The following is a 26,355-nucleotide window of genomic DNA, read 5'->3' as shown; positions in this document are numbered from 1 at the left end:
TTTTCCTAAAAATTTTGCTATTTTTAGGAGAGAAACTTCGGAGGGTAGTGTTGCAAAGTTTACGCTCGGATCATTATCTTGATCAACTTACTTCCCTTCGCGAATTTCAACATCACAACAGTCCATAGCAGTCCCGCCAGATTGGCACCACTCTTGTCGATAACCACCTTGTCCGGCACATCGTTAGTATTAATAGCCTGTTTGAAGAAGCGCCGAGCTGCTTTGGCATCGCGTTGCTCTGACAGCATGAAATCAAGGGTTTACCCGACAGGGCATTACGCAGTAATGTCCCGAGAGGGGTTCTTGTCGACAGCGCGGTAATAGTAAGTCCATCTGCCTTTAACCTTGATGTAGGTTTCGTCTGTTACCTGGCAGGGCATTGCTTGGCAATGTCCCGAGAAGGCATACGCCACGATGAACTGATTCTTGATTTCCGGCGTTGCGCTTTAGATGCTATTATTGGTGAATATTTTACCACCCAACGGTTCAGAGTCGCATGATCAACTTCAACACCACGCTCCTCCATGATTTCTTCCAGATCACGATAGGAGACAGCATAACGGACATAGAAGAATACTGCATACAGGATGACACCTTTTGGGTAATGGTTACCTTTAAAGTCAATCATTTAAATCTCAATCTGAATAGACGCTGAACTAAAGGTCTATTACAAAATCAAGATGAACCGAGCGTAAACTTTGCGACACTACCTTTTAGCGTAACCTAAATTGCGTCAATCTAGAGTTGATTCGATAGAATGATAGAATGATAGAATGATAGAATGATAGAATGATAGAATGATAGAATGATAGAATGATAGATTAGATAGTTTAAACGTATATATGCAAGTGTCGAGTGGTTTCTGAAATGAAAGTAATCTTGGGTTGAATAGATATTGAGTTTATGGTTTTGTGTCGTTAATTTAAACCAAAATTACGATAACTCATAATTCCGCTTTTATCTCATAAGTAGTCATGCTCATTTGTTTGAGAGTCTTCTGACGTTTGATCTATCCCGTGCTCAGTGGATAGGTTTAAAAGACCTGTTGTTGGACGCCGAAGTTTAGTCTGGAATATGTGCGTCGTTTGTGCCATAAACTTTCTCTAAACTAAAACCGTCTTTGCTTGGAAAGCGTTTTATTTATTCGGCCATGCATAAGTGAAATATAGCTCTCACGATCTTGAGGGAATGAATCATTATTTATTCCTATGTCACGTCGCATATGCTCGGTCCAATGCTGAATATCGATGGTTTGACCGTTATTTGGCTCACGTTTATCATTGCGCCGACACATTCTATTGATAAACAAAAATATATTGGATAGATTCGTCAAAATTTCACCGTAAAAGCAATTAAGTTTCACCCAACAATGGCTATTTAATCATTGAACGACAAATTAAATTCCTTATGCTAGACACAAGGAGAATTTATCTGTGGTCAGACCTATACTTCCGCCTCTTACAGCTACCCGGGTATTCGAAGAAGCCGCTCGATGTAAAAATTTCACCGCAGCGGCATCTAATCTTGGCATGACACAAGCGGCCGTAAGTTACCAAATAAAAATATTGGAAGAACGTATTGGTGCACCACTTTTCGTACGCAAAGCAAGGGGTGTAGATTTAACAAAAACAGGTCAACAATTTGCAAAACGCACATCAGAGGCACTAGATATATTAGGCGATGCATTTTCAGACGCAAAAACTCATTCTCAAGAAACTCTTTCCATCTCTGTTATTCCAACATTTGGAACAAATTTCCTTGCCCAACGTTTAGGAGCATTCCAGATGGAAAATCCTAGGATTGCAGTTCGTGTTGAAATCAGTGAAGCCCTTGTAGATTTGCAAGCTGGATCATTTGATATAGCAATTAGGGGAGGAAAAGGAACATGGGAAGGATTAATCTCTTACTTGCTGATGCCAACTTATTTCACGCCAATGATGAGCCCCAAACTTGCACAAAGCATTGGAGGTGTAGATAGTCCGACGGATCTCCTAAATTTACCTTTTATTTCTGGTGGCGATCCATGGTGGAAATTATGGCTTGAAGCTGCTGGCATAACTGATGTAGATATTTTGGAACGACGAAGCCAACAATTTGGCCCTCAAATTCTTGAAGCAAATGCAGCAATTGCTGGACAAGGTGTGGCAATGTTGAGCCCTGCATTTTTCCAAAATGAACTCGCGAATGGTCAGCTTATCCAGCCTTTTGAACTCATATGTGATGACGGAAGTGGTTTCTGGCTAGTTTTACCAACAAGCCATCGTAATTCCACGAAAATTCGAAAGTTCCGTAAATGGTTGGAACAGCAATCTGAGAGCTTTCGAGGATAAATATCAAATTTTTATATGCTATGAGGTAGAAGTCAGTTTTATGGCTTGTGCATCCTTTTTGTTGGTGTTTTATTCACATGTTTTTCATATTACTCCAAATGACTGGGAGATTATTATGATAACACAATTAACGGCAAGAAATGTACGTGAAGTGCCTAAACAATATCAGGGCATCTATGTTCATGGTACTGAAATTACTTCCCCAAGCAGAATTATTTGTCTTGCCGGACAAATAGGTGTTACCTCTGACGGCGAGACACTTGAGGGATTTATAGACCAGTGCCACCAAGCATTCAATAACGTCGAGGCATTGTTGGAAAGTGCGAACATGACTACAGCAGATATTCTTCGAATTACATATTATATTACTGACGCTGAAAATCTAACTGATCTTTCCGAAGTGCGTCAAAGTCGAAAGAATTTAGGTCATCCTCCCGCCGTAACGACATTGGTCGTATCAGCATTGGCTGCCTCTGACCTGCTCGTTGAAATAGAAGTTACCGCTGCCAAATAATGCAGTGGTGATATGAGTAGTTAGATTTCTTCCAGTATTTAAGTTCTCAAGCAACATGGGTAGTTCATGATCAATTTTTTGCTGTTTGCCGCCACCGTCCTGATATGGGGGACCACTTGGATCGCCATTGCTTGGCAGATTGGACCCGTCGACGTCATTATTTCGGTGTTTTATCGCTTTGCACTGGCCTGCATTGTGTTCTTGATCGGGCTTGCACTATTGGGTCGCTTAAAACTTCCCACCCAATGGCGTTTTGTTATTCTGCAGGCGCTCTGCTTATTCAGCGTCAATTTTCTGTGCTTCTATCACGCGACGTCTTTGATGCCATCAGGATTGGTTTCAGTGATTTTTTCGCTGGCTACTATTTTCAATGCGATCAATGCTCGTATCTTTTTTGGTGAAAAAGTGCGCCCGAGAACCGTCGTTGCAGGCATCATTGGTGCGACAGGCTTGCTCTTGCTGTTTTGGCGTGATCTCACCGTGACATTTGATATTGCTGTTATTCAGGGTGTTGGCTGGGCAACAGTTGGTACTGTGCTGTTCTCACTTGGTAACATGATGTCTCGCAAAAACAACTTGCATGGTGTCACGCCCGTAATCGCCAATGCATGGGGCATGGGCATAGGCGCTTTGGTTCTGCTCACCATAGCTGTCTTCACGGGTGCAACCTTCACGTTGCCTAGTTCTCTAATTTACATTGGGGCGCTGATTTATCTTGCTGTCATTGGATCGGTCATCGGTTTTAGCACCTATCTCTTGATGGTCGCTCGATTAGGGTCAGACCGTGCGGCTTATGCCACGGTGTTATTCCCTGTCGTCGCATTATTCATGTCGACCATCTTTGAAGGATACGAATGGCATGACACAGCGGTTTTGGGCCTTGCCCTAACGATAACAGGCAATCTTGTCATGTTTGCAAGGTGGCCAGCAAAGCGTGCCGTTGCGCTTTAACTTCCCAAGTCATTGACATGACTATCTTAGGCTTTGGGTTCAATTGCTGTAACCAGCGTTACAGGTATTCGCATAGTTTTCTGTTTTGAATTGAGGCAGGGCTTTGAAGTTACAATAAATCAGAATACCACGATTGCTCCATAAACAGCCATCTCATTTGCTTGAGTGTATTCTGCCATTGGTCAATAGCTGCTATCCTATCTTCAAAAGTAATCGATTTACTAGTTAGCAGACACTCATAATTTTTCGGATTTGCAAATTAACTTGCATCAATAGTAAATGTGTGCAATATTTATTGCAATTCTTTAGGAAGCTGCACAAATGTCACTTATAAAAACCATCTCAGATAGTGCTCAGGCGCTCACTCCAAACGAGCGACGTCTAGTTCAGTCTGTTATTGATAGTCCTGCAAATGCTGCCCTTGGCACTGCAAGTGAACTTGCAAAGGCCGTTGGCGTGCATGAGGCAACCGCCTCTCGTTTGGCAAAAAAACTAGGTTTTAATAGTTATGCTGACTTTCGAAATGCACTCCGCGATGAATTCATCGTTACGAATGAGACGGCAACACGATTTGAGAAAACTATTGCCGAAAATGATTCCCAAACTATTTTAGGTAATCTTGCCCTTCAGGAAAGTGATGCTCTTTCTAATATTGAAAATTTCATCACTGCAGATCAGGTCAACCGAGTTGCTGAGGCTCTTATGAATTCTGAGCGTATATTCATTCAAGGTAGCGGAAATGCTGAAGTTTTAGCTCTTATGATGACAAAGCGTTTTCGGCGCTTTGGTAAGGATGTGCATCTTTTGGGGGCTGACCCTCGAAGCTTGGCTGAGCAAACACTTGGACTTCGAAAGGGCGATATAATTCTTACATTTGTATTTCGCCGCTCTCCTAGCATGTACGCACCCCTTATGGAAACAGCGCATGAGGTAGGGGCCCAAACTATTGTTATTGCTGGGGCCTCTGGAGCTATGGCATTTCCATCACCAGACTTTATTCTGGCAGCACCCAGGTCAGGAGATCCAGATGCTTTCCAGACACTCACAGTTCCGATGACAGTTTGCAATGCAATCATCATTGCTGCGGGTTTAACGTCACGAAAGGCGTCATTAACGAAATTGGAACGACTTGGGAAATTAATTGAACGGTTCCAATAATCTAAGCAACATTTAGGGAGATAAAAATGAGAGCTTTTAAGACAGCGTGCTTCGGCGCGATAGGTATACTATTGTCTAGCGCTGCGTGGGCAGCGGATGATTTAGATCTAATGGGAGCTGAAGATTTATTGCCACTCGCCCAAAAAGAAGGATCAGTAACAGTATATTCCTTCACAAGCCGTATCGGTAAAGTCGAGAAGGCTTTTGAGGAAACTTATTCTGATATAGATCTTCTGGGTTTTGATATTTCCTCTACTGAACAAATCGCTCGTTTGGCAGCAGAAGCTAAGGCAGGCATCACAAATGCTGACGTTATTTACATCTCAGATACGCCTGTGGTTCTGACAGAACTATTGGAGAAAGGGATCATTGCACCTTACGTTCCTCCACGCATCGCAGACCGTGTGCCGGCTGAATTCAAAAGCCCACTATTGGCACAGCGCCTATCGACAAAAGTATTGATGTATAATGAAGAAGCTAACCCAAGCGGCGCACCTATTGACAATCTTTGGGATTTGACACGTGATGAATGGAAAGGCCGTGTTGTTATGGTCGATCCGCTGCAACGCGGCGATTACCTCGATTTGATGACAGAAATAGTTCTGCAATCAGAGCAAATGGCGGCATCATACCAAGCTGAGTTTGGGAAACCGATTGATCTTGACGGCGCCGAGAATGCTGGTGAAAAATTCATCGCTGATTTGTTTGCGAATGACGTGATCCTTGTTAGTTCAACTGACGATGTAAACGCGGCAGTCGGTGCCTTGGGTCAAGAAAACCCACCTATCGGATTTACCTCTTACTCTGACCGTAGGGATAATGAGGAAGAAGGTTGGGCCTTGCAGGTCGCTAATGATGTAGCACCTGCTCCGGGTATCATCTTCCCTGCAATTGTAGCTCTTTCAAGTAATCCAAAAAATCCGGCGGCAGCACGCCTGGTTATTGATTTCCTTATGGGTGATGAAAGTGAAACTGGCGGGCCGGGCCTTGCGCCATTTTATGTGGCTGGCGATTATGTAACTCGAACTGATATCGCTCCACATCCGGACGCAATTGCATTAGATAAATTTACTGCATGGAGAATTGCACCTGCAGAAACAGCTAAGATTCGCTCCAAAATTGGCGACCTTGTTTTGACACTTCAATAGACTTTAAACTGTATTCAAATATAGAGTGGGTTTGGCTCATACGGCAAACCCACTCGAATTAGCTCAATTCAAAGGATATCTGTTATGACCGAAGTCGCTATGAGCGGTCAGGGTCGACGTGTGTTGTTTCGCGAAGGCACGTTGCTTAAAATTTTTGTTCTAGCCATTCTAGCATTACTAATCGTTGTGCCACTTGTGCGTACGGTTTTGTTCACATTCCAAGCGGACACAGTCATCGCATGGCAAGAAGTTTTAACAGGACGTCTGTCACGGAACTTATTTTATAGGCCGCTTGTAAATACGATGATCATTGGCGTTATTGTGGCCACTGGATGTATGCTCCTCGGTGGGTTCCTAGCTTGGCTCGTTGTTATGACAAATGTACCCTTCCGCCGAACAATAGGTGTATTGTCTACACTCCCCTTTATGATCCCTAGTTTTGCGGCGGCTCTGGCTTGGGGTTCATTATTTAAAAATGATCGCATCGGAGGCCAAGTTGGCTGGTTACAAGGCATTGGCTTTGATATTCCCGATTGGCTTGCATGGGGAATGGCTCCAACGCTGATCATTCTAACACTGCATTATTTCAGTTTAGCTTTTACGATTATTGCTGCCGCACTTGCGACTGTAAGTTCTGATTTGGTTGAGGCTGCTCAAATCGCAGGAGCCAAAGGATACCGTATCCTTTTGGGGATTATTTTACCCGTCACCACACCTGCGCTAGTCGCCGCAGGGTCATTGTGTTTTGCTGGCGCCGTATCAAACTTTGCGACCCCTGCTCTAGTTGGCTTGCCGGTTCGTATGCAAACATTATCAACACGTCTATTTGGTATGATCGAAGTTGGCCAGGTCGGTCGAGGTTATGTTATTGGCATCATGCTCGTTTTGATTTCAGCTGTTTTTCTCTGGGCAGGTAACCGTGCAGTATCTGGTCGTAGGTCCTATGCAACAATTACAGGTAAAGGTGGCAGGGCGAAAAAATTTGATCTACGCGGAGGGCGCTGGCCGCTATTCGTCATTGCAATGACAATCCTTCTTAGCGCAACAATTGTTCCTGTTATTATTTTACTAGCATCCAGTTTTGCACCTTCATCTGCTAACCTCTTTTCAAATTGGACAATCCATTATTGGGCTGGTCTGTCTGATCCTTCCTTTGCGCAAGGTATACCAGGTATTGCTTATAATCCCGATATTGTGCGCGCACTATTAATTACACTTAGCCTTGGAGTCGCTGTTGCGGTTACAGGCATGATCATCGGACTATTGGCTTCTTATACAATAGCAAGATTTCGCACCGGCTGGATGTCGGCAGCAATTACGCAGATTAGCTTCTTACCGCTTTTGGTTCCCGGCATTGCATTTGGAGCGGCATATATTGCCTATCTCGGCGCACCAATTGGTCCGTTACCTGCGCTTTACGGAACATTTGCACTGCTCGTCATTGCAGCAACTGCTTATTTGCTGCCGTTCTCCGTGCAAACAGGTCGCGCCGTTATTCAACAAGTTGGTGGTGAATTGGAAGAAAGCGCACGTATTACAGGTGCAAATTTTGTTCAAAGGTTGATCTCAATTACCATACCGCTCTCCATACGGGGACTATCAGCAGGAGGTATTTTGATCTTCGTTAAAATCATTAGAGATCTGTCCCTTGTTGTCTTGTTGTTCACACCCACAATGCCCTTGCTCTCTGTATTAGCATATCGATATGCATCCGAAGGTTTTGGGCAATTCGCCAATGCGATCACCATCGTTATTTTATTCGTATCAATCGCAGCTACTTTGGTTGCTAACAGGCTGCAAAATAAATCTCAGCCTTGGTTGCAGAATTAAGGACTTACTATGCTTGCAATACAAGATCTCAATAAAAAATTTGGAGCGTTTGAGGCCGTTAAAGACGTTTCAATATATGTTCCTGCTGGTGCATTTCTTGTGCTGCTTGGGCCGTCAGGTTGCGGTAAAACCACGCTTTTGCGAATGCTTGCCGGGCTGGAATTACCCAGTGGAGGAGAAATTATTTTCGACAACCAGAAAGTATCTGATGGTGACGAGAATTGGTCAGTGGATCCGGCAAAGCGCAATTCAGGTCTTGTGTTTCAATCCTACGCCTTGTGGCCCCACATGTCCGTTCGAGGTAATGTCGAATGGCCGCTAAAAATTATGAGAATGTCGGGAGAGGAACGCGCAAAGCGAGTCGAAGATACGCTTAAATTGCTGGATATTTTTGAACTAGCTGACCGTTACCCAAATGAGATTTCCGGGGGTCAGCAGCAGCGCGTTGCCATTGCACGTACAATTGCACCCAAGCCAAGCATTATGTTATTTGACGAGCCACTGTCTAACCTTGATGCGAAATTGCGTGTGGAAATGCGAACGGAGCTAATGCGGCTACATCATGCGACAGGCGCAACAACGGTATATGTTACTCATGACCAAATCGAAGCAATGACAATGGCAACGCATGTGGCTGTTATGAATAAGGGTGTCGTACAGCAATTTGGATCACCGCAGGATTTGGTTGACCGACCAGAAACAGCATTTGTTGCTACATTTGTTGGGACCCCTCCAAATAACCTCATACCTGTTTTGAAAAATGGAACAGGATACATGATGGCTGGTTGCGATATCCTCATTAAGCCGCCTGAACGTAATTGTATGGCCATGTACAAAGCTGAGAGCTTACAGATAAGTTCTCAGGAAACCTCAACCAGCATACCAATGCAATTGGTAGAATTGAGCACAATAGCCGGAAGAACAATGGTAACAGGTCTAAAAGATGGACTGCGTTTGACCGCCATTGTCGATACTAGCCCCAGAATAAAAATTGGTGAGGTTGCACATTTTGTACTACCCAAAGAACCAGACGGATGGTTTGGCCAAAATGGTGCGAGGGTTGGATAATGCGTATACTACTCGTCAGACACGGACAATCTGAGTGGAACGCCTCGCACCGTCTTCAAGGTCAGGCCGACATAGCACTGTCAGAATTAGGTAGAATACAAGCGGAGCAGTTAAAGCCTGTTATCGATGAAATAGGCCCATGTCGCACTATCTCATCGGATCTAAAGCGAGTGCGTGAAACAACAACACTAATTGGTGCGGATAAACCTTCGTTTACTGAGGATTTACGCGAGGTAGATGTTGGTGATTGGACAGGGCGTACTATCGAAGATATTCAATCTGAGAACGAGGCTGCTTATCTTGGATGGCGCGCTGGCACGGTAACACCACCTGCGGGAGAAAATTGGAAGGTTTTTTCCGACCGAGTTTCTGAAGTCATTAGAAACGAACTTTCTAATCCATGTGAAAATTTACTAGTGGTGTGCCACGGCGGTGTGATCAGAGCCTTACTTAATCACTTCCTCGGTCTTGAGCCATCACGTATTATTCCTGTCGCTCCAGCCAGCCTTACGGCTATTAGATTGCTGAATAATAAAACAGAACGTTTGGAGTTGTTTAATTATCGTCCAAATAAACTCGATTTTCAGGCACCAGATTAAAGTTTTCTTCTGACCATTTTGTCCTCGAATTAGATCGCCTTGAGTTACGATAAGACAGAAGTGTTGTCTTTCTGCAACCCTCAATATGCTTGACGTATGGCGTATTTATTGCTATTCCTACACATGATCAAAAGTTACCGTGACAAGAAAACATCAGTGTTTGCAAACGGTGAGTTTGTTCGAATTTTTCAAGGGTTCAGTCGACAGGCTGAAAAACGCTTAGAAATATTAGATGCAGCTGAAATAACTGGCGATCTTACGGTTCTCCCTAGTAACCGATTTGAAGCCTTGTCCGGAGATAGGGTAGGGCAATTTAGTATACGGATTAATCAACAATGGCACATTTGCTTTGAATGGCGTGATGATGGTCCCGAGAATGTAGAAATCGTTGACTATCACTAACGATAGGAGAATTTGAAATGAGTAGAACACCTATACATCCTGGCGAAATTTTGAAGGATGAGCTTGAAGAAATAGGCATTAGCGCTGCTGAGCTTGCTCGCCAGCTTAGAGTGCCTGAGAATCGTATGTCAGAGGTCATGCGTGGTCGCCGTAATATTACCGCAGATACGGCGCTTCGCCTTGGTAAGTGGTTTGGTAGTTCCGCCGTTTTCTGGATGAACTTACAGAAAAACTATGAACTTCGAAAAGCTGAACAAGAGATTGGTGCAGATATCGACCAAATTAAAACCCGCGTTGCTGTCGCGGGTTAATAGGTATTTCGCGTATTTTAGTGTAAATCATGTGAAACCACAGAAATTCAACCACGTTTAGTGGTTAGGTGCTCGCATTTGAATAACGCGTTCCCCAAACACCTCAGGTTTGAGATGGGTGAGTATATCAGCACGTGTTATAGCTCGTTGAAGAGCAATATTAGAAACATGAGTGTAGATCTCCGTGGTCCAGAAGACGTTGAACAACTCGTATATCTATCTCATTTTCTATTAGTAGAGTCGCCGCACTGTGTCTGAATTGATGTGGTGTTAAATGGGAGTTATACCTTTGTCTTCACACAGTAGTTTCAGACGTTTTCGGAAAGCTGGCGGCATTAATCGATCACCGCAATGGTTCGGAAACAAGTGTGATGCGGGCTTGTCATTCTGTCTTCGCCAAGCCATGAACTGTTTAAACTCGATGAGAAGCTTGCTGTTAGCAATAAAGACAATGCGTTCTTTGCTACCTTTACCCAGAACTTTGATCTTCCGATCATGATTAAAGACGTCTTTGATGTTTGTCAGGCGTTACCGCTTTTTTGAATTAACATCCCTCAAAATCGCGTTATCTAACATCTGGTCAGCTAGCAGTTTCTTCAAACGCACATTCTCATCTTCCAGAGCCTACAAGCGTTTAGCATCAGATGCGTCCATTCCGCCGTATTTTGATTTGTATTTGTAAAAGCTAGCCGAGCTGATCCCGTACTTTCGGCAAACCTCTGATGTTGGTATACCGTTCTCTTGTTCCTTGATCATTGAAATGATCTGTTCGTCGCTAAATCTGCGCTTCATTACTTGTCTCCAATTATTGAAACAAATTCTACCACAAGATGGAGGAGCTTTTGGGGCTCAGGTCATCGTCTCTTCATTAAAATCGCCTCTCATCTCAATCTAACAGAAAACCTCTCCACTATTCATGGGTAAGTCCAGCCACAAGAAATCCAATACCAGTCCCCAAGAATGCTGCAATGAAGAGCTATAAAGGTGAGCGTGACCTTGGTATTTCATCGGGTAAATAACATAAAAGAGAGTGTTTTTTTGTCGACCAACTTGGCGTATCTAAAGAGGGCCCTTCTTCCAAGTAATCAGTATTATAGGTATGACTTGAAGCTAAACTCTCGCCTCGCACATCAACACTGATGCCAAAACCGAGGACGACCAGTGATCCCAATACCAACCCGAGTATGGACCCGAATAACGCGGCTTTTAAGCCACTTGGTGGCCAATTCCGCTTTATGGGAGCTATCGGAGCTGAAATAACCCTTAGATCGGTGGGATCAATCCGTTGACGTTCCTCCGCTAGTCGTGCTCGGGCAAGAAATTCTTCATATACTGAGCTTTTAGCCGTCGCTTGGCGCGTTAACTCGCGCAATCGAATTTGTGCATCGTTTTCTGAAAATAAATCCTGTGAGAGATCAATAGATTCTTTTTTAAGCTGTTTAACCACGGATTGAATCTGTACGAGTTCGTCTTTAGTCGCGCGCTTCAAGCGAGTAACTTCGTTAGCAATCTGTATCTCAAGAGATTGCAAACTAGCCTTCGCTGCAATTAGCCGTGGATGTTTTTCTCCGTAAGTTAATACCTCTGTATCCACCAATTGTTTAAGCAACGCATATTGTTCGCGAAGGGACGCTATTGTAGTAGACTGAAGCGCGGCGTTATCCAAGCCACCAGACGACATTTGTTTGAATCGTGATTGAAGATTAAATAGCCGTTCCTTTGCATCGCTTAATTGCTTATCAACTTGGGTAACAGAACGATTGCTTGACAGTTCTCCTTGCGATAACCGTAGACTGTTTTCACGTCTGAAATTCTCTATAAGCGCTTCTGAACTGTTAACCTCATCTTTGAGCTTGCCGAGGCGAGAGATTAATGATTCGGTCATTTGCTTTGCAGCCTCGGAAGCTGACGCACTTAATTCCGATCTAAATTCCTCAATCATAGCCTTAGATATTTTGACAGATTTTTCGGGGTCCTCTGTCCAAACTGACATTATCAGAACGAATGAACGTTCATCTCTTCTAGCGGTTATTTTTTTCTTAAGGGAATTCAGTGCGATTGCGACTGGATTAACCATGTGGTCATCGGAACCAAAATTAAACAAGCTTGATTTAGACAATGGCACAAACTCTTTGTCATTGTCTAAATCCAATCTCGATATAACTCGCTCAAGAACATTCCTCGAATGTAATGTTTGCAGCATGCTGTCAATCTTCAATAGTAGAGTCTGCCGTATATCGTTGTTTGGCGTTGACACAATTTGCAAACCTGAAGGATCGAGTAATATTTTACTCGTGACCGTATAGCGAGGAGAAGAAACCGATGTGAAGATAATGCCAAGTACCAACCCTACAAACATAGCTGCTACTATCCATCGGAATTTTTGACGCAACCAAAAAACCAATCGGGACAAATCAATCTGTAGATAATTTGCTAGATTTTCATTTTCAGAAGTTGATGAGTTTGTCGGCGGTTTGTTTCGCATTGTAAATCGTCAAATAATCAATCTGGGTAATTGTTCTCTCGGGTAGTTTTGTTTTAATACAACATACTAAATTTTTGATTAACTTTGCGGATTTCATTGGATGTACCCAGGCACTGTTGGAGACAGTATTGGGACATTATTGAATTATTAACGTTAATCTATAATAAATTATTCGATTGGATCTTATTCTGATTCTGACAAAACAAAGGATGTGTTTGAGATGGCTGATAAGCTCATAATAACATTATTCTTTGTGCTCCTGCTCCTTTCATTGTGGACTCCGACCGAACAATTAGGAGATCCCACTTGGATGGGCTTAGCGAGATATATCGTGTTCCTTATGTTATCGGGGGCAATCCTCGTGATAGGCTATATTAAAGTAGGACTACGAATACCTGCCGGAATTGAAGTGTTTCTTCTTGTTGTATTCCTTTCATATATTTGTCTGTCAGTATTTTGGGGAGTTCAATCTGCAGATAGTTATATCAAAGCAGTATTAATTCTGAATGCTTTGTTAACGTCTCTCGCAATTGCCAATATATTGCCATTAGGAACTTCCCTAAGGGTAGTTTTTTCCGCCACATCCACGTTTGTTGTTCTAAGTGTTTTCACTGCTTTATTTATCCCATCAATTGGTGTTGAAGATGGTTGGGAGCATTTTGGAAAATGGCGCGGATTAGCTGGTCAGAAAAATGGTTTAGCCTCCGTGGCAACCTTCTCTTTAATTGCGGCGGTTACATTGCCATTGAAATTATGCAGTCACCCATTTGTTCAATTATTCACACTAGGCGGTCGCATTGCGATGGTGTGTATCGCTTTTCTGGCGGTATACATGTCTGGCTCGCGTGGAGGACAGCTTATTGCCGCAGTTGGCATTTTTTCCGTTATCATTGCTAGTTTTCCGCTGATCATCCAGCGATTATTAGTAGTAGTTGGTGTACTATTCACTATCCCAGTCGCCAATATCGCTGCGACAACTTTTGTACTTGATGCCGACAAAATTGGTGTGGCTGGTGTAACCGTTGATACCAATAGTCGAGTAAAAATTTGGGAATATGGGTTTAGCGAACTTTCAGGCCATGAGTTGTTGGGTTTTGGGCTTAGTGGTTTCTGGACCGAAGAGAGACTGATTAGTTTTAAAGACCGATATGGCTGGGTTCTCGACAATTTCCATAATGGTTATATAACTCTCATTATTGAGAACGGTGTTATCGGTTTCATATTGTTTAGTCTTGCTATTTTATCAGTGTATTTGCTATTAATTGTCTCAATAGGTTTTCTAAAAGATCGCTATATTTCTTTGTCTTTTGCATATATCAACATGTATCTAGTGATTAACCTCGTCGAAAATGAAATTGGTCGTTCAACTTCATTATTGGTCTTCATTTTTCTCGTGTTGACTTTCTCTCTAAGAAAACACGTCTCACATATACAAAACATTTAGAAATCGAGAGTCCAGTATAATATTCCTACGTATCTATTTGCCAATTAACGTTCAGTGGGTTTTTTTATTGAATATCATTCGATACACGTAATGTGCTGATAGTATCAATCATATTTACACAGCTACTATGAATAACCCCTAGATTTGTAGACACTTTGTTCCCTAAAAATGAGGACAAGGAGATGACCATGGGCAAACCGAGATTTATTTAACTCAGATTCGGACTGAATTTCTTCAACCAGTTCTTCAATGGTTTGGCATTTTGATAAATGTGTGAAACTAACTTACCAACAGTAGAACGTGCATAGACTGCATTTCTGATGTCAATTGCTGTCGTGTTATACCTCTTTTTATAGTTTTCATCTCCCAACGCAAAATCAAATAATTCCGAACTATCTTTAATTCTCTCACTAATGAGTGCGCTAGTAGTTAAGCTCCCAATCGAGAATTTTCCATATTCATCAACTAAAAACCCACACAGAAGAAAACAATAGCGCCGATTTGAATTCAATCCGAATATAGCCGCTATGATTTTGCCATCCACACGCGCGACAAAGGTCTGCGCAAAACCATCTTGTGCGTATTTTAATGCGACGGAAAGGTAGAATTCAAAAAATGTTGGTTGAAGAAGAAGGTCACCTTCATAGCGAGCACTGCGTGTATCTCGAATAAAAATCATTGCTTCTTCAATCGAAGCTTTGTCTGTAAGAGTTTCGAAATCGCAAGTCCCACATTGAGCAATGAGTTTCCTTAATTTAGACCGGTTTGTCGAACGAAATTGCTTGCTCATGTTATTTCTTGACCATGTATCAAATGAGTTTTCCAGGTCAACTTCATATGAATTAAAGTCTGCAGGCGACATTGAAGCTCCGTTTAAGATATCCTCAATGCGAGGTTTATCGGAACGTTGTTTGCGAAAGAAAAAGACATCACAAGGTGATAGTGTTTGTAAAATGTCCTGTTGAAGTTTCTCATCAGCCTTGATTGTCGCGATAGCATCCTTGCGAATGACAATACAATTATAATCAGAAACGCCAATATCAGCTGGTTGCACAAGTTTGATCCCTGCTGAGACTTGTCGAACACATGGAAGCACAAGCTGTAACCGACCAGCCTTATCTCGTAGCGTAACTATAACCGGCTCAATTGCCAGAGCCTTCACGAGTTTTGCATAAAATTCATTCAACCAATTAGGAGACTGAAAAACTGTCGCATTTGATTCTGAGTACAATGATGCATATTCTGAGCTTTTGAAATCAAAATTATCTTCTACGGACACATACCATTGATTGACTGATTTTGATAAATTGACTGTCATTGTACTTTCGGAAACAAATTTCTTTGTTCCGATCCCGGATGCAGGCCTAGTAACTCATTAATAGAGTTGCAAAGCGTAAGTTGAATTGTCTGATCATCGCCTTTGGATGAGATTCTAAGAAATTTATAACCGGAAGGGTCTAAAGAAGCTTTAATTTGACGAGTTAAGTTTAAATAAAGAATACTCGATGATCATATAAGCTAGCTCTTTGTTATTAGGATTTGTGAGCTTCTCTTCTAAATTCTAAGTAATTCCGCATGACTTAAGACCCGAAAGTTCCACCTACATCTTTTTTTAATCTTATATTGTTTTGATGTCGCGATAATTGGACCAATACCGGAATAAAAATGATACCCAACGAAAAAAGTTCGATTCGCTTGTTACTTGTCCAAACTCAAGCTGAAGCAGCGGGCGCGCAAGAAATCAGCCGGTTGCTAAGTGAGGAACTGTCCAAGCCGCAATCCAATGGTCCGCCTGAATTCGAAATTCATAATTTGTTTCTTTACAGAAAAACTGACGGTTGTGATCATTTTCCAAATGTCCATTTTGCAGCAAAAGAGCGTCCCTCTAATATTATAGGTAGTTTCAAACTACTTTTTACTCTGTTCAGGCTAATCAAAACCATCAAACCAGATGTTTTGCTGACGTTTCAACATTACGGAAACATAGTGGCAGCACCGGTGGGCCGCTTCCTTCGGGTTCCAAGAATTATCGCAAATCACGTATCAGCTAAGGCAACAATCAGCAAACCGGTAGCATTTATTGACAAAATCCTTGGTCTTTCTGGTTTCTACGATGAAATTACGGTTAATTCCAAACAAACGCTGAAAGATTACCAATCCCATCCTTCACGTTATCGCGATCTACTCAATTACGTACCACATGGATTTGCTAACCGAACAGCTAAATTAACCAAAAATGAATCAAGAGCGAAGTATAACATTCCGATTAATTCTAGTGTCATCGGATGTGTATCGAGATTAAACCCGACAAAGCGTCTAGAGTTAGCAATACAATTATTACCCTTGCTGAAGGATGTACACCTGGCTCTCGTTGGGCAAGGTCCAGACGAGGAAAATTTAAGACGTTTAGCAGATGAACTTAAAGTTTCTGACCGGTTGCATTTTATAGGAGAAATACCTTCAACCGAAATTGGTGATTTTTTGATCGGTCTTGATGTTTTTGTTTTTCCAAGTATTGCAGAGACCTTTGGACTAGCGCCTGTCGAAGCGGCTCAGGTTGGTGTCCCTGTTGTTTGCTCAGATATACCTATAATGCGGGAAGTCTTGAAAGTCGGTAATCAACCATGTTCGACTTTTGTTGATGCGGATGACACTCGAGCATTCGCAAATTCAGTGCAGCAATTACTTACCGACCCAATTCTATATGAACAACTATCTTCGTTAGGAATGCAGCTGAAATCAGAGCATTCGCTTGATGGGATGGTCGATGGTTACAGAGCATTGATCAGAAGGACAGCTCACCCTGACGATCTAAATTCAACAATCTATTTATGATAGTTAAAAATTGGCAAGATAACCAGATGTGGAATGTATTTTGAGAGCAATTGATATTCAAGTCATGATTGATGCTTCCGATTTGTCTTTATGGAATAAAAAACTCTGTAAGGTACTTGAGAAGCATTTTGCTGGCCAGGTTAATATCGTTCTATCAAGCCAGAACCGTTCCGCAGATCACCATTCGGCACTTTCAAGTCTACTTTCGCTTGAAAAAATGTTCTTACGACGAAATAAGTCATGTTGGTCAGATCGCATAAGACCTAAAGATATAAAGACTTGGATTAAAGAGCCGGCTGATATAGTACCTAACTTAGTCATTGATCTCACATCCATGGGGATAGCACATCTGGATGTTCCAATCTATCGGCCACTTTTTAATGGTTGTCCTGGAGAATTTGGATTGGCATCTGCGTTGTTTTTTGATGAAACACCGCAAATTGACATTGAGTTTAAACCACCTTCCTCAGAACAAGGTTATATTTTAGGCAGCGGCATAGCCTCATTGGAGGCAGCCTCCGGCTTGGGCGGTGCAATGGAAGCGGTATGGTCTCGCGTCCTAATTTTGCTTGTTAAATTTATTGGAGAAGAGCCGCAAGTCAATTGCAAAACCACAGAAATGCGGTGGCCTCAATGCCAATCTATCCGATACGCCGATCATTATATGCGCACTAGCAAAAATCTAGCTAAGGATGCTGCGCGCAAGTTATATAGGCTTTGCTGCCATTCGCCGTATTGGCGGATTGGCTGGCGAAAAGTGAGCACTGCTAACGATGTATGGTCTAATTGGAATCTGGGTGGCGTATCTTGGAATATTCTTAATGATCCTATTGATCGATTCTACGCTGATCCTGTTCCTTTTTACTGGAATTCTCGCGATTACTTATTTTTTGAGGATTTTGACTACAAAACTCAAAAAGGCATAATCAGCGTTGTTGTTTTCGATGATGACGGGCAACCGGGCGAAGTGATACCGGTTTTGGAAGAACCCTGGCATTTGTCATACCCATTTATCATTGAGGTAGATGGAGATATTTGGATGATTCCAGAAGCTTCACTAAGTGGAAAAATTTCTGCCTATCGAGCAACTAACTTTCCTTTTTCGTGGGAACTACATACTTGTCTTGTCTGTGACGTTGAAGCAGCGGATGCAACAATTGTAAAAAAAGATAATAAATATTGGATGTTTGCGGTTACCAGAGAAGGAGTCGGCGGGTATTCTGACACACTTGCGATTTGGTCTGCAAATACTTTATTGGGTCCCTGGCAATCACATAATAGTAATCCAGTTGTTGTAAATGACCGAACAGCAAGACCAGCTGGAAATATGATTTGGCGGGATGGTAATCTTTATCGACCAACACAAGATTGCCGTAACGATTATGGCGCTGGCCTTAACTTGGCTCGGGTTACAAAATTAGATGATGATGGTTTTGAACAAGTTATTGAAGCTTCTTTATCACCCGATCCAAATTGGCCGGGTAGAAAACTTCACACATTAAATGGAAATGGGCATATTGAGGTGATTGACGGTAGTGTATTACGACCAAAAGTATTGTTCGCGGCAAAATGTGTTGACCAATTTTATAAGCCTAAAGTGTAAAGCGAAGTTAAAACAAATGCTCATAATTATCCCATCCTACATTGAGATTAATAATCTTTATCGGAGAGGCCTTACTGATGTCTGATAATGGGCCTGATGATCCGCCAGCATTATCCAATGTCAAGGAAGTGGTGTTCAAGATATCAATGTTTGTGAAAGGTGGAATGCTGACAGCTGTAGCTGTAAAAGTCGGACTCGTTGTCTTGAATTTTACCCTTATTTCGTTAGCTGCCCGATTACTTGAAGCCGATGCGTTTGGATACTACTCAATATTGTTCTCTGCAATTGGCTTATTAAGTGTTGTAGCAACGATTGGTCAGGAACCATTCGTATTACGGATGTGGAATGAGATTACTGCTGCTGGCGATGCTGCTAGATTAAAGGGCGTACTCGGATTTACCTTCACCCTATGTATGCTTGGCACATCGGTTGCGGCACTCAATTTTTGGGTATGGGCAAGTTCAATAGTTGGCCATTTGACTGTAATCACTTCGTCAATTTATCTATGCATTTTTCCGTTGGTATTAATTTGTATGCATCTGGTCCGTACAGAAATTGGCATCGCATTGGGCGATGGTTTAGGAAATGCGCTCATAGTGTCGGCACCAATTTTATACCTATTTTATTGTGTTGCGGCAAATGTGGATGCAAATTTATCGGATCTGTTTCTTGCACTGGCCATCGGTTCTTGCCTCGCACTCACACTTCAAATTCGGATGATCTCCCATAGGGTTCTTTGTCGATATCCAGAAATCATCCGAGTTCGCGCATTAGCCGATTACAAAGAATGGATACCACGCTCTACCAAGTTTTGGTTTGCAACATCGCTCGGCGCGATCAGTCAATATATTGACGTTATTGTTATTGGATATCTGATGGATCCAGTGGTTGCTGGCGCATATTTTGTCATCTCAAGATTAGCAAATCTCTTTGCAGCAGCAGCGGACACGATCGACCTGGTTGGCTCAAGGCATTTGCCGGGATTATATTATCGAAAAGAAAAATCCGCATTGGTGAAGATGTTAGATGATCTTGCGTGGATGGCAGTTGCATTCAATGTCATTGGCCTGGTTGGGATCTTGGTTGGTGGATATTTTATTCTTCAGCTTATAAACGAACCTTACACTGAGTTATTTCCTGAGTTATTGGTTCTTTGTGTGGGGACTGCTGCTGTCGGAACCGTTCGTACCTCCACAATTATGCTTATGATGACAGGTTATGAAGGACGGTTCCTTCAAATTTTAGGTGCATGTTTAGTATTGCGTATCATTTGTTTTATTGTGTTCATTCCACAATTCGGTATTTTGGGAGCTGTTATAGCAACCGCAATATCTTTTACGGCTCAGGCCGCCGCGATACGTTGGTCTGATAAATCCTTAACAGGGCAGGATTCCTCAATGTTCCGCCTGTTAAAACAATCTTGATCTCAAATAGTTTGGATACCATAAGATGTTAGGCACTGTCCTCAAGGTTTCTGCATGGCTTGGTTTGTTCGTAATATTAATCGTAACTGTTATCTCAATTGATCTTCGCCCAAATGCAGTTTTACATGTCAATGTAGAGCGGGCAGGTGCCTTTGCTTTAATATCGGCATTGTTCGTAAGTGCTTATCCTAAATATTGGAAATTATTGGCTTTTGTTATGATCGCCAGTGCTTTTGGGTTTGAACTAATGCAAGTCTTTTCAGACACCAGACATGCGCGGTTGTCTGATGCTGTGATTAAGGCATTAGGTGCTGTTGTTGGAATAATAACGGGTAGGCTCATAAATGCACAGCTTGCGCGAAGATCAAGTTAATCCGATTATTCTGTTTGTTAAAAATCTAAGGTCACTTGGTTGCGAAATTCCAAGCGTCCCGCACGATCTGATCGATATTACTGAATTGTGCATGCCAACCGAGCATTTTTTTTGCTTTGGAGGCATCAGCAACAAGTACAGCGGGATCGCCGTGTCTACGTTTGCCTTTGCAAATCTTAAATTCTTGTTTTGATATCTTTTTCACGGATTCTATGATTTCTTTGACGCTGTAGCCGTAGCCAGAACCAAGATTGATTGGGTCGAAATAAGGGTGGTCAATTTCAAAAAGTCTTTTGACTGCCTGAACATGCCCACTAGCTAGATCTGACACATGAACATAGTCTCGAATGCACGTTCCATCCGGCGTATCATAATCTGTACCATAAATATTGATATGAGGTCTTACGCCTCTCGCGGTTTCGATTACTAAGGGAATGAGATGGGTTTCCGGTTCATGACGTTCACCGGATCTACCCTTGGCATCAGCTCCCGCAGCATTAAAATATCTCAGCGCAATGGCCTGCATCCCATAAGCATTCACGCAACTTTCTAACATTGTTTCAACGATAGCTTTGCTTTCGCCATAGGGGTTAATAGGTGATTTTGGTTTGTCTTCATGTAGGAGTTCATTACTATTGGAATTTCCATACACAGCAGCTGTCGAGGAAAAAACTAACCGTTTGACCTTTGTTGCATGCATAGCTTCTAATAATGAAATAGTGCCTGCAACATTATTTTGATAAAAGGGAATAGGCTCTATTACAGATTGTCCCGCCTCAATCAGGGCTGCGAACTGTATAACACAGTCAATTTCAAATTTTTCGATTGTCTTTATAAGTAGTCTTTTATTGATTAACTCGCCTTCAACCAAATGATCACCAAAACATGCATCATGATGGCCAGTTAAAAAGTTGTCATACACGACAACGTTGTATCCTGCGACTTTCAAAGAAAGTGTCGTATGAGATCCAATATATCCCGCTCCACCTACAACAAGGATGTTTAAATTTTTTGTCATAAATTACCACACCTAACAAAAACTGTTAGACAACTAAACTTAGAAACATAATAAATTTCGTTAATTTTAAGAGTTATTTCTTTTATTAGTGATTAGAATAAGCGCTGTGTTCGGATTTTCGTAATAAATGAGCAGTACTTTAGAGTTCAGTTTAATTTTTGTATATTAACCAAATATTTAATTTATAGTTTACTGTTCTGCCACAAATAGCATAATTCAGCTTATTGATGATACCAGTGCTAGGATATGTCCATGCGATCAATTACCCGAGGTTCAGAGGTAAATGAAAATAAAGTTGATGATTCAGTCAGATTAGGTGGGTTACCAATATCCACGCGAAGCATGCTTGAGTCAGCAGAAAACTTTGCTACCTGGGCGCTAGAAGCTCGTGGTCAAAAACAGTTGCCCTATTATTCAACTTCAGCCAATGGACAGGTAATCGCGATGGCATCGCGGGATAAAGCATTTATGCGATTACTTCTTGAAGCCGATGAAATTCATCCAGATGGAATGCCGATGGTACATATTTCCAGGTTGCTCACCAAAACACCATTGCAAGAAAGGGTTGCTACAACAGATTTAGTTCACATAGTCGCTAAAAAAGCGCAAAAATTGGGTTTGAGTTTTTATTTTCTTGGGGGCACTCCAGAAGGCAATAGACATGCGGTTGGCTCTATGCGCGAGAAATATCCAACTTTAAATTTTTCGGGATCTCGTGATGGTTACTTTTCCCAGGAACAGGAGCCTATTATTGTCGAGGATATCGCGAAGTTAAAACCCGATATTCTATGGATTGGTATGGGTGTACCTCGTGAGCATGCCTTTGTTTCAAGAAATATCGATAAATTAGTCGGTGTTGGTGTAATAAAAACTGCCGGTGGGCTTTTTGACTTTCTGTCTGGAAAGAACAAGAGGGCACCTGTATGGATGCAAAAAGTTGGATTAGAATGGGCTTATCGAATTAGTCAAGAACCTAGCAGATTGGTGTTGAGATATTTGATCACAAACCCCATCGCACTTAAATTACTCATTACAAAGTCAAACTGATCTTATTATAGTTCTGAATAATAGTTAGATTAAATGTATCAGCTAAGTTCAAGATCAAAATGAACGAGGCGTGAACTTTGCGATACTATCCCTGAGAATGTTCTCAATTTATCTAAAAAATCGGGAGATTGGCAATCTTTGGGAAACTTAGCTGCACTTCCAAAATATTAATGCGATTTTTTACCGAATTTCTCCGTTTGGCACGAGCCTGAAGATAATCAGCCAACAGTCCAATTCCGAATTTGAGTGTTGAGCAGTCATCATTTCATTTTTTTTACACCGGAAGAGATTGGCCCAGAGCAGACATCAATAGCGATAAAGTCAACCTTTGAAACTTGACCTTACTGTTAAGTAACTTTAGGTTGTGCCGTGGCTCCATGAGTTGCCGGAGGGACTTTTTGCGATGGAAGCATTTTTAAATAGCATCGACGAAACGAGTATCACCTATATTGTACTGAACCGTTGGTTGCCAGGTGTAATTACTGTGGTTGTAGGTGGGTATGTCGCAAGTATACTTTTTCCCAAGCTCCAACAAAATGCTCAACGAAATACTCAAGTTCGCGAAAAACGTACAGAAATTGCTGAGGAAATCGTCCAGTATTTCAATCGGTATATAATTTCTTGGCGACGCCTTATTCAAATAGCCAAGCTAGAAGAGGTTCGTGAACTTAGTGATGATGAAGTCAAACGCAAAAATGGGTTTGTCTTAGAGCGAAACGAAAGGCGTGATCTGCTTTTTGATAAATTGAAACTGTGTCAATTATATTTTTGTGATAGAACATGCTCTGAGATTCAAAACTTTGTTTCGTGGGACGAAAAACAGTCATCAAGACCACTAGAGGAACTTCCCGATTTGGAAGTTTGGCGAACTTATGAAGTTAATATAATTGGGTTGATCAAAAATGAGCTTGTATAGATTTTGTGTCACTACATTGTGTTGTTTGGTTATCTTTACATCGCATGCATACGCCAAATGTCCAGGTCCAAGCTGTCCAGCAGGACCGAGGATCATGGGGAAAAAAATTAATGGGGGGGTCGGTGGCGTCGCAGTTGGCGTCATTGGAGCACCAATAGTGCCAATGATTCGAAACAGCAACAAAAAACAAACAGGTACTGACAAGCAAAAATTACAACGCAAAAATGAAGAACGACCAATAATTAAGGCTGTTCAGTCGGCACTTAACATGGCAGGTTTCGACTCTGGTCGATCAGATGGGCTTTTTGGACCTAAATCAAGTAAGGCGATGAAAGGGTATCAAGCATCCATTGGAATTGAGGAAACCGGAAGATTAACAGCAGCTCAGGTTGCCTGTGTTTCAAATTTTCTTGACGAGCAAGTTGAAAAAAACTTCGCAAATTTGACGGACATATCTGTAGATATGGAGGCGTCAAGAACAATTTTAAACCGTTGTTTAGCAAACTAAATTATAAGTGTCTGCAAATGGCATACTGGTTCGATATCGCTTTTTAGGACAGCCTATTCAAATAGTTGGAACGCATCAGCCGAGCAATCTTGTGGCGACCTACCGCAAAGCCTTCAGAGCATAACTCGGCATGTACCCTTGGGCTGCCATAGGTGCCCTTGCTTGCCTTATGAACACGCTTGATGTCGTCCAACAATTGGGTTTCATGTTGTGCCCGTGGACACTCCAAACGAGCAAGCCAAGCGTAATATCCACTTGCAGAAACGCCCAAAAGACGGCACATCAGGCGAACTGAATAAGACTGGCTGTGGCCTTGAATATAGGCGTACTTCACTTTGAATGTTTGGCAAAGTACGCCGCCGCTTCCTTTAAGAAGTCACGCTCTTTCTTCACTTGAGCTAACTCGCGTTTGAGGGCAGCCATTTCTTGATCATGAGTGAAACCAGTACCAGGAAATGCGTCTTTGCCTAGCAAAGCTAATTCATCTCGCCAGCGACGAAACCGGCGTGTGCTTACGCCGATTTCATCGCAAACCGCTTTATCTGTCATACCTTCCTCACCAGCACGCAAAATAGCTTCTTGTTTAAATTCAGAGCTAAAATGTTTGTATCGCTTTGGTTTCGTCATGTAACACCTCCAAGCACATATAGCGCGTAAGTTTAGGTGTCCATTTCAATAGGGCAAGACCTTATGACTGAACCAATGGTTTGTGTGGCCACTTGCGTATAGAGCGCTGTTGTATCCAACTTGGCATGACCAAGCAGAACCTGAATGACACGGATATCGATATCCTGCTCCAAAAGATGTGTGGCAAATGAATGTCTGAGTGTGTGTAATGAAACACGTTTGTTGATCTCAGCCATATGAGCCGCAGCATGCCATGCTCGGTTCCGTTGTCTTGTTGTTAAGGGTGAACCTAGAACACGACCTGGAAATAACCATCCCCTACTTAGCCCATTGTTTGGTTTGTATGCCTTCCAGTAATCACGCAGTAATATCAACAATTGTGGAGATAACATCACGTATCGATCTTTACGTCCTTTGCCTTGTTCAACACGGATGAGCATGCGGGTGCTATCAATATCGGATGGTTTTAATGAAAGAACCTCAGATGCGCGAAGACCTGTTCCATAGGCAATCGATAAAGCCGCTTTGTATTTTAGATTAGGTGCAGCATCCAGAAACCGTACCACTTCATCGGGACTAAGTACTAAAGGTAGCTTTCTTGGTTGGCGTACAAATGGCAAAACTTTAATGGCGTCACCCCGGTCAAGCACAGTGACAAACAAAAACCGCAAGGCTGACATTGTTGCATTGATCTTTGTGGGGGATGAATCATTCTTGGTCATGTGAAGATGATAACTGCGTAGATCTTCATGATTGGCACGGTCAAGTGAACGTCCTAAAAACACGGCCAGCTGTTCCACGCAACGTAGATAATCTGTTTGCGTCTTCTCAACAAATGAGCGCAAACACATATCCTCAACCATTCGCTGGCGAAGTGGGGTGACCTTGGAATTTGTAGTTGAGTTAGCGGAAATCGTGTGTTTTGTGATCTTGGTATGCATGACAATACTCCTGTCTGATATGAGGTTAAACACCTCATTCATCAGGAAAATCTCACGCCATGTGACCAAAATCAGAAAACATGGTTATTGCGCACTGTCTAAGTACCTGGAAGTAAAGTCTACACGCCGCAACTATATCGCGGAGCGGTTTAGTCCTTTGGTACGAAGCGGACAATTCTACCAACAAACCAAATTTCATCTAAATACGTTAGGTATTGGCCTCAGCTTTCTATATCTATATCTATATCTTTTACTTGTTTAAAAGTACCCGCATTAAAGCGAAAGGTATCCTCGCACACTGATGCGAGTGCCGCGATACTGACTAGAAATCCAGAGATGGGCACTATTGAGATGGCATATTTTTTTGGCATATAGTTTGGCTTAAAAACAAAACCTTCATCTTCCCATGCAAAATACCACATCTCCCAATATTTACCGCCCATTGTATCCACGGCTTCCAAACCATAAATAATCATCACAAGACCGAGACAGAAAATGACCAATGACCAACATTGTTGAACAAGAAATGCTCCCCGTAGGGATAAGCGAGAGTATATTAAATCCAAGGCAATATGATCTTTATCGCGAACAGTCAGTGCAAGCGCAAAAAAAACTAACCAAATATTACTAAGGACTGTGAGAAGATCACCCCAAACAGGGGGGTCCTCAAACACATATCGCATGACGACATTGTAGACAGCAAAGACCACCATTAACAGAAGAAGAATAGCGCAGAATGCGGTTAGAGTTTTCTTAACTGCACCATCAATGAATTTGATTGTCGCAAACATTACGAAAACCTCCTCTAGTTTTTGGGATTGCA

24 protein-coding genes and 2 pseudogenes are annotated in these 26,355 nt (G+C 42.2%); 18 read left to right on the top strand and 8 right to left on the bottom strand.

Annotated features, from left to right (window positions below; all coding sequences use genetic code 11):
• Nucleotides 1-74: 74 nt before the first annotated feature.
• A pseudogene (locus G3W54_RS10025) lies at nucleotides 75-628 on the bottom strand (IS6 family transposase); the annotation flags it as partial.
• Between the two features lie 805 nt (nucleotides 629-1,433).
• Between G3W54_RS10025 and G3W54_RS10020 the strand changes: the two are divergent.
• From G3W54_RS10020 to G3W54_RS09975, 10 genes are all read left to right on the top strand, one after another.
• Complete coding sequence (locus G3W54_RS10020) at nucleotides 1,434-2,330, top strand: LysR substrate-binding domain-containing protein (protein WP_162652920.1); 897 nt, start codon at nucleotides 1,434-1,436, stop codon at nucleotides 2,328-2,330.
• Nucleotides 2,331-2,445: 115 nt separating this feature from the next.
• Nucleotides 2,446-2,844 (top strand): RidA family protein, encoded by a 399-nt coding sequence (locus G3W54_RS10015; RefSeq protein ID WP_162652919.1) that lies wholly within the window; start codon nucleotides 2,446-2,448, stop codon nucleotides 2,842-2,844.
• A 66-nt stretch (nucleotides 2,845-2,910) separates the two neighbouring features.
• On the top strand, nucleotides 2,911-3,795 hold the full coding sequence (locus tag G3W54_RS10010) for a DMT family transporter (protein WP_162652918.1): 885 nt from the start codon (nucleotides 2,911-2,913) through the stop codon (nucleotides 3,793-3,795).
• Nucleotides 3,796-4,116: 321 nt separating this feature from the next.
• The gene (locus tag G3W54_RS10005; RefSeq protein WP_162652917.1) at nucleotides 4,117-4,953 is read left to right on the top strand and encodes a MurR/RpiR family transcriptional regulator; all 837 of its coding nucleotides are present in this window, start codon (nucleotides 4,117-4,119) and stop codon (nucleotides 4,951-4,953) included.
• A gap of 26 nt (nucleotides 4,954-4,979) precedes the next feature.
• A complete protein-coding gene (locus tag G3W54_RS10000; protein ID WP_162652916.1) occupies nucleotides 4,980-6,101 on the top strand; it encodes a substrate-binding domain-containing protein in 1,122 nt (373 codons plus the stop codon).
• An 84-nt stretch (nucleotides 6,102-6,185) separates the two neighbouring features.
• Nucleotides 6,186-7,931, top strand: coding sequence for an iron ABC transporter permease (locus tag G3W54_RS09995; RefSeq protein WP_162652915.1), 1,746 nt, complete (start codon nucleotides 6,186-6,188; stop codon nucleotides 7,929-7,931).
• A gap of 9 nt (nucleotides 7,932-7,940) precedes the next feature.
• Nucleotides 7,941-8,999, top strand: coding sequence for an ABC transporter ATP-binding protein (locus G3W54_RS09990; protein ID WP_162652914.1), 1,059 nt, complete (start codon nucleotides 7,941-7,943; stop codon nucleotides 8,997-8,999).
• Complete coding sequence (locus tag G3W54_RS09985; protein WP_244627870.1) at nucleotides 8,999-9,598, top strand: histidine phosphatase family protein; 600 nt, start codon at nucleotides 8,999-9,001, stop codon at nucleotides 9,596-9,598. The genes G3W54_RS09990 and G3W54_RS09985 overlap by 1 nt, the downstream gene beginning before the upstream one ends.
• 123 nt (nucleotides 9,599-9,721) lie before the next feature.
• Nucleotides 9,722-10,000: a type II toxin-antitoxin system RelE/ParE family toxin gene (locus G3W54_RS09980; protein ID WP_162652913.1), complete on the top strand. Its 279-nt coding sequence runs from the start codon at nucleotides 9,722-9,724 to the stop codon at nucleotides 9,998-10,000.
• Between the two features lie 17 nt (nucleotides 10,001-10,017).
• The gene (locus G3W54_RS09975; RefSeq protein WP_162652912.1) at nucleotides 10,018-10,311 is read left to right on the top strand and encodes a HigA family addiction module antitoxin; all 294 of its coding nucleotides are present in this window, start codon (nucleotides 10,018-10,020) and stop codon (nucleotides 10,309-10,311) included.
• Nucleotides 10,312-10,848: 537 nt separating this feature from the next.
• On the opposite strand, the pseudogene G3W54_RS19195 reads toward G3W54_RS09975, so the two are convergent.
• A pseudogene (locus G3W54_RS19195) lies at nucleotides 10,849-11,103 on the bottom strand (transposase); the annotation flags it as partial.
• A 184-nt stretch (nucleotides 11,104-11,287) separates the two neighbouring features.
• On the bottom strand, nucleotides 11,288-12,796 hold the full coding sequence (locus tag G3W54_RS09960) for a GumC family protein (RefSeq protein ID WP_162652911.1): 1,509 nt from the start codon (nucleotides 12,794-12,796) through the stop codon (nucleotides 11,288-11,290).
• A gap of 220 nt (nucleotides 12,797-13,016) precedes the next feature.
• Here G3W54_RS09960 and G3W54_RS09955 point away from each other — a divergent pair, with 220 nt between their 5' ends.
• Nucleotides 13,017-14,240, top strand: a complete 1,224-nt coding sequence (locus G3W54_RS09955) for an O-antigen ligase family protein (protein WP_162652910.1) — start codon at nucleotides 13,017-13,019, stop codon at nucleotides 14,238-14,240.
• 208 nt (nucleotides 14,241-14,448) lie between these two features.
• On the opposite strand, the gene G3W54_RS09950 is transcribed toward G3W54_RS09955, so the two are convergent.
• The gene (locus tag G3W54_RS09950; protein ID WP_162652909.1) at nucleotides 14,449-15,558 is read right to left on the bottom strand and encodes a GNAT family N-acetyltransferase; all 1,110 of its coding nucleotides are present in this window, start codon (nucleotides 15,556-15,558) and stop codon (nucleotides 14,449-14,451) included.
• A 347-nt stretch (nucleotides 15,559-15,905) separates the two neighbouring features.
• Here G3W54_RS09950 and G3W54_RS09945 point away from each other — a divergent pair, with 347 nt between their 5' ends.
• The 4 genes from G3W54_RS09945 (at nucleotide 15,906) to G3W54_RS09930 (ending at nucleotide 20,475) form a co-directional block, all read left to right on the top strand.
• The gene (locus G3W54_RS09945; protein ID WP_162652908.1) at nucleotides 15,906-17,075 is read left to right on the top strand and encodes a glycosyltransferase family 4 protein; all 1,170 of its coding nucleotides are present in this window, start codon (nucleotides 15,906-15,908) and stop codon (nucleotides 17,073-17,075) included.
• Between the two features lie 40 nt (nucleotides 17,076-17,115).
• Nucleotides 17,116-18,678, top strand: coding sequence for a hypothetical protein (locus G3W54_RS09940; RefSeq protein WP_162652907.1), 1,563 nt, complete (start codon nucleotides 17,116-17,118; stop codon nucleotides 18,676-18,678).
• 77 nt (nucleotides 18,679-18,755) lie between these two features.
• Nucleotides 18,756-20,102: a lipopolysaccharide biosynthesis protein gene (locus G3W54_RS09935; protein ID WP_162652906.1), complete on the top strand. Its 1,347-nt coding sequence runs from the start codon at nucleotides 18,756-18,758 to the stop codon at nucleotides 20,100-20,102.
• Between the two features lie 25 nt (nucleotides 20,103-20,127).
• Entirely contained in the window at nucleotides 20,128-20,475 is a 348-nt protein-coding gene (locus G3W54_RS09930) for a VanZ family protein (RefSeq protein WP_162652905.1), read from the top strand.
• A 31-nt stretch (nucleotides 20,476-20,506) separates the two neighbouring features.
• Here G3W54_RS09930 and galE read toward each other — a convergent pair whose 3' ends face one another.
• Complete coding sequence (galE, locus tag G3W54_RS09925) at nucleotides 20,507-21,493, bottom strand: UDP-glucose 4-epimerase GalE (RefSeq protein ID WP_162652904.1); 987 nt, start codon at nucleotides 21,491-21,493, stop codon at nucleotides 20,507-20,509.
• 252 nt (nucleotides 21,494-21,745) lie between these two features.
• Here galE and G3W54_RS09920 point away from each other — a divergent pair, with 252 nt between their 5' ends.
• The 3 genes from G3W54_RS09920 (at nucleotide 21,746) to G3W54_RS09910 (ending at nucleotide 23,964) form a co-directional block, all read left to right on the top strand.
• Nucleotides 21,746-22,540 (top strand): WecB/TagA/CpsF family glycosyltransferase, encoded by a 795-nt coding sequence (locus G3W54_RS09920; protein WP_162652903.1) that lies wholly within the window; start codon nucleotides 21,746-21,748, stop codon nucleotides 22,538-22,540.
• Nucleotides 22,541-22,943: 403 nt separating this feature from the next.
• Entirely contained in the window at nucleotides 22,944-23,456 is a 513-nt protein-coding gene (locus G3W54_RS09915) for a hypothetical protein (RefSeq protein ID WP_162652902.1), read from the top strand.
• Nucleotides 23,457-23,550: 94 nt separating this feature from the next.
• Nucleotides 23,551-23,964, top strand: coding sequence for a peptidoglycan-binding domain-containing protein (locus tag G3W54_RS09910; RefSeq protein WP_162652901.1), 414 nt, complete (start codon nucleotides 23,551-23,553; stop codon nucleotides 23,962-23,964).
• 330 nt (nucleotides 23,965-24,294) lie between these two features.
• Here G3W54_RS09910 and G3W54_RS09900 read toward each other — a convergent pair whose 3' ends face one another.
• From G3W54_RS09900 to G3W54_RS09890, 3 genes are all read right to left on the bottom strand, one after another.
• Entirely contained in the window at nucleotides 24,295-24,591 is a 297-nt protein-coding gene (locus G3W54_RS09900) for a transposase (RefSeq protein WP_162652899.1), read from the bottom strand.
• A gap of 32 nt (nucleotides 24,592-24,623) precedes the next feature.
• Nucleotides 24,624-25,532 carry a tyrosine-type recombinase/integrase gene (locus tag G3W54_RS09895; RefSeq protein ID WP_162652898.1) on the bottom strand — a complete coding sequence of 303 codons (909 nt, stop codon included), beginning with the start codon at nucleotides 25,530-25,532 and terminating at the stop codon, nucleotides 24,624-24,626.
• 221 nt (nucleotides 25,533-25,753) lie between these two features.
• Nucleotides 25,754-26,323 (bottom strand): TRAP transporter small permease, encoded by a 570-nt coding sequence (locus G3W54_RS09890; RefSeq protein ID WP_162652897.1) that lies wholly within the window; start codon nucleotides 26,321-26,323, stop codon nucleotides 25,754-25,756.
• Nucleotides 26,324-26,355: the final 32 nt, after the last annotated feature.

Origin of the sequence: Lentilitoribacter sp. Alg239-R112 (assembly GCF_900537175.1) — a bacterium.
Lineage (GTDB): Bacteria > Pseudomonadota > Alphaproteobacteria > Rhizobiales > Rhizobiaceae > Lentilitoribacter.
The sequence above is the reverse complement of the archived record's forward strand: the minus strand, read 5'-3'. Positions and strand labels throughout refer to the sequence as shown.

What these genes read in the sequence shown, in the direction of transcription:
- G3W54_RS10015 (WP_162652919.1), top strand. Translation starts at nt 2,446, where the DNA reads ATGATAACACAATTAACGGCAAGAAATGTACGTGAAGTGCCTAAACAA.
- G3W54_RS10010 (WP_162652918.1), top strand. Translation starts at nt 2,911, where the DNA reads ATGATCAATTTTTTGCTGTTTGCCGCCACCGTCCTGATATGGGGGACC.
- G3W54_RS10005 (WP_162652917.1), top strand. Translation starts at nt 4,117, where the DNA reads ATGTCACTTATAAAAACCATCTCAGATAGTGCTCAGGCGCTCACTCCA.
- G3W54_RS10000 (WP_162652916.1), top strand. Translation starts at nt 4,980, where the DNA reads ATGAGAGCTTTTAAGACAGCGTGCTTCGGCGCGATAGGTATACTATTG.
- G3W54_RS09995 (WP_162652915.1), top strand. Translation starts at nt 6,186, where the DNA reads ATGACCGAAGTCGCTATGAGCGGTCAGGGTCGACGTGTGTTGTTTCGC.
- G3W54_RS09990 (WP_162652914.1), top strand. Translation starts at nt 7,941, where the DNA reads ATGCTTGCAATACAAGATCTCAATAAAAAATTTGGAGCGTTTGAGGCC.
- G3W54_RS09985 (WP_244627870.1), top strand. Translation starts at nt 8,999, where the DNA reads ATGCGTATACTACTCGTCAGACACGGACAATCTGAGTGGAACGCCTCG.
- G3W54_RS09980 (WP_162652913.1), top strand. Translation starts at nt 9,722, where the DNA reads ATGATCAAAAGTTACCGTGACAAGAAAACATCAGTGTTTGCAAACGGT.
- G3W54_RS09975 (WP_162652912.1), top strand. Translation starts at nt 10,018, where the DNA reads ATGAGTAGAACACCTATACATCCTGGCGAAATTTTGAAGGATGAGCTT.
- G3W54_RS09960 (WP_162652911.1), bottom strand. Translation starts at nt 12,796, where the DNA reads ATGCGAAACAAACCGCCGACAAACTCATCAACTTCTGAAAATGAAAAT.
- G3W54_RS09955 (WP_162652910.1), top strand. Translation starts at nt 13,017, where the DNA reads ATGGCTGATAAGCTCATAATAACATTATTCTTTGTGCTCCTGCTCCTT.
- G3W54_RS09950 (WP_162652909.1), bottom strand. Translation starts at nt 15,558, where the DNA reads ATGACAGTCAATTTATCAAAATCAGTCAATCAATGGTATGTGTCCGTA.
- G3W54_RS09945 (WP_162652908.1), top strand. Translation starts at nt 15,906, where the DNA reads ATGATACCCAACGAAAAAAGTTCGATTCGCTTGTTACTTGTCCAAACT.
- G3W54_RS09935 (WP_162652906.1), top strand. Translation starts at nt 18,756, where the DNA reads ATGTCTGATAATGGGCCTGATGATCCGCCAGCATTATCCAATGTCAAG.
- G3W54_RS09930 (WP_162652905.1), top strand. Translation starts at nt 20,128, where the DNA reads ATGTTAGGCACTGTCCTCAAGGTTTCTGCATGGCTTGGTTTGTTCGTA.
- galE (WP_162652904.1), bottom strand. Translation starts at nt 21,493, where the DNA reads ATGACAAAAAATTTAAACATCCTTGTTGTAGGTGGAGCGGGATATATT.
- G3W54_RS09920 (WP_162652903.1), top strand. Translation starts at nt 21,746, where the DNA reads ATGCGATCAATTACCCGAGGTTCAGAGGTAAATGAAAATAAAGTTGAT.
- G3W54_RS09915 (WP_162652902.1), top strand. Translation starts at nt 22,944, where the DNA reads ATGGAAGCATTTTTAAATAGCATCGACGAAACGAGTATCACCTATATT.
- G3W54_RS09910 (WP_162652901.1), top strand. Translation starts at nt 23,551, where the DNA reads ATGGGGAAAAAAATTAATGGGGGGGTCGGTGGCGTCGCAGTTGGCGTC.
- G3W54_RS09900 (WP_162652899.1), bottom strand. Translation starts at nt 24,591, where the DNA reads ATGACGAAACCAAAGCGATACAAACATTTTAGCTCTGAATTTAAACAA.
- G3W54_RS09895 (WP_162652898.1), bottom strand. Translation starts at nt 25,532, where the DNA reads ATGCATACCAAGATCACAAAACACACGATTTCCGCTAACTCAACTACA.
- G3W54_RS09890 (WP_162652897.1), bottom strand. Translation starts at nt 26,323, where the DNA reads ATGTTTGCGACAATCAAATTCATTGATGGTGCAGTTAAGAAAACTCTA.